The sequence below is a fragment of the Rhodococcus sp. (in: high G+C Gram-positive bacteria) genome (assembly GCF_049591685.1).
In the GTDB taxonomy this organism is placed as follows: domain Bacteria; phylum Actinomycetota; class Actinomycetes; order Mycobacteriales; family Mycobacteriaceae; genus Rhodococcoides.
This window is the reverse complement of record NZ_JBAWFH010000355.1, coordinates 1-2215: the sequence shown is the minus strand read 5'-3', so window position 1 is coordinate 2215 and position 2215 is coordinate 1. Positions and strand designations below refer to the sequence as shown.

1 protein-coding gene is annotated in these 2215 nt (G+C 64.0%); it reads right to left on the bottom strand.

Features of this window, described 5'->3' with window-relative positions; translation table 11 throughout:
• On the bottom strand, positions 1-2205 hold a 2205-nt coding region (locus WBQ44_RS14965), incomplete at its 3' end, for a HelD family protein (RefSeq protein WP_495567463.1).
• Positions 2206-2215: the final 10 nt, after the last annotated feature.

Below are 2215 nucleotides of genomic sequence, written 5' to 3'. Positions count from 1 at the left end.
GAGATCGCCCATTCCACGTGGCGACTCGTCGACGATAGCCGTGGGCTCGACGATGAGCACCGAGTCGAATTCGAGTCCTTTTGCTTCTTTCACCGAGGACACCGTCACTTCGTCGGATCTAAGTGAGGCGAAAGTGTCGACCATCGCCTGGGGTAACAGCACTGCACTGATGCCGGGCCTGGGGTGTTCCGCCAGACGGTCCGCAACGGCTGCGACGAGTGTGTCTATGGTGACGCGTTGCGACCACGGCACGTTCCCGGAGTCGCGAACCGAGCGGGGAATCGACTGAACCGGGTCGATGGCAGCGAGGACGTCGCGCGCGACGGTCATGATTTCCGAGGGAGTTCGGTAGTTGACCGTCAGTTCGGTTCGCTTCCAGCGCTGCGCAACATACGGTTCGAGTACGTCACCCCACGATGTGGTTCCGGCAGGGTCTCCGGTTTGAGCTACGTCGCCGACGAGGGTCATCCACCGATTCGGTATGCGCCGCATCACCATTCGCCATGCCATCTCCGACAGTTCCTGCGCCTCGTCGACGATGACGTGTCCGTATGTCCAGGTGCGATCGCCTGCTGCGCGTTCTGCCGTCGTCAGCCGAACGCCTGAATCCTGCCTGCTCGCAAGCTGGCTGGCGTCGACGATGTCGTAGGCCATCAGGATTTCGGGGTCGAGTTCGTCTTCGAGGTCCTGCGGGGCGGAACCCGTCAGGATGTCCAGTGCGCCTTGGGCGTCGGCAATTTGATTGCGCCACTGACGGTTTGCTCGTTCGCGCTCTGCGGCGTCATCGATACCGAGCAGTTCTGCGAGTTCGTCCAACAGTGGTGCGTCGGCGGAACTGAAGCCGCGGCCCACGCGGACCAGTGACTGTCGTTCCTCTTCGGTCAGGTCGGAGGCGGCCGAGTCGATTCGCTCGGGCGACGCGTAGAGGTCCCGAAGTACCTGTTGTGGCGACAGATCGGGCCACAACTCGTCGATGGCGGCCATCACGTCCGCGTCTTCCCGCATCTCGTCGCGCATGTCGGCGACGTCGTCCTTGCTCAACAGGCTTCCGCCGTCGACGAGGTTTTCGCCGAGCTTGGTGGCGAGTTGCTGCGTGAGTCCGTCGATGACCGACCCGACGAACAGAGGCCGCGCGAGGTTGTGCGGCCGTCGCGACGATCGAGCTCTACCGCGGGCCCGTGTGACGATCTTCCTGTCGAGGATGATCTCGTACGTGTCGAACCGTAGCCGCACGGGCTGCGACGGGACCTCCTGTCGGTCTCGCACTGCCTTGGTGAGAACGGACGCCATGGCGGTCGACCCCTTCACCTGCGCTGCCGTCACCGAGTCTTCGAGGGTGGCCCGAACACCGGGGTACAGGTTGCCGATGGTCGAGAGAAGAACGCCGGTCTCACCAAGGGACGGGAGTACCTGGCCGATGTAGTCGAGGAAGGTGGCGTTCGGTCCGATGATGAGGACGCCACTCTTGGCGAGCTGCTGGCGGTAGGTGTAGAGCAAGTAGGCCGCGCGGTGCAGTGCGACGGCTGTCTTGCCGGTACCGGGCCCGCCCTGCACGACGAGGACACTCCGATGCTCGGATCGAATGATCGCGTCCTGCTCGCTCTGGATGGTCTCGACGATGTCGTTCATCTGGCCGGTTCGAGCTGCATCGAGCGCCGACAGCAGTGCACTCTCCCCGGCGACTCCGGTTGCGTCGGAGTCCAGGCCGGCTGCGGTGGCGGCGTCGAGGTCGAGGTATTCGTCGGCCAACGACGTGACGCGTCGGCTGCGGCTTCGTATGTGTCGACGCCGCAGCACGTTCTCCGGTGCGGCGGGGGTGGCCAGATAGAACGGACGTGCCATGGGTGCTCGCCAGTCGAGCAGCAAGGTGTCGTAGTCGTTGGCCTCGTCCAGGATGCCCACGCGGCCCACGTAACGAACCGGTGTGTCCTCGTTGTCGGGACGGAGGTCGATACGGCCGAAGCACAATCCGTTCTCGGCGGCGTCGTACTTGGCGATGTCCTCGGTGTACATCTGGTTGAAGGATTCGCGCTCGCTTCGGGCCTGCGGTGTTCCGCCGGTCTCGAGCAGCACGGCGCGAAGTCGGTTTGCTGCATACTCGCGCAGCGAATCGAGCTGCGTGTACAAGCGCGTCAGGTGCGCCTGTTCGAGGTCTTCCTCGATGGGTGCACCGGGATCGTTCGATGGGTGGCCGTCGTCCGGCAAAGGTTCTCCT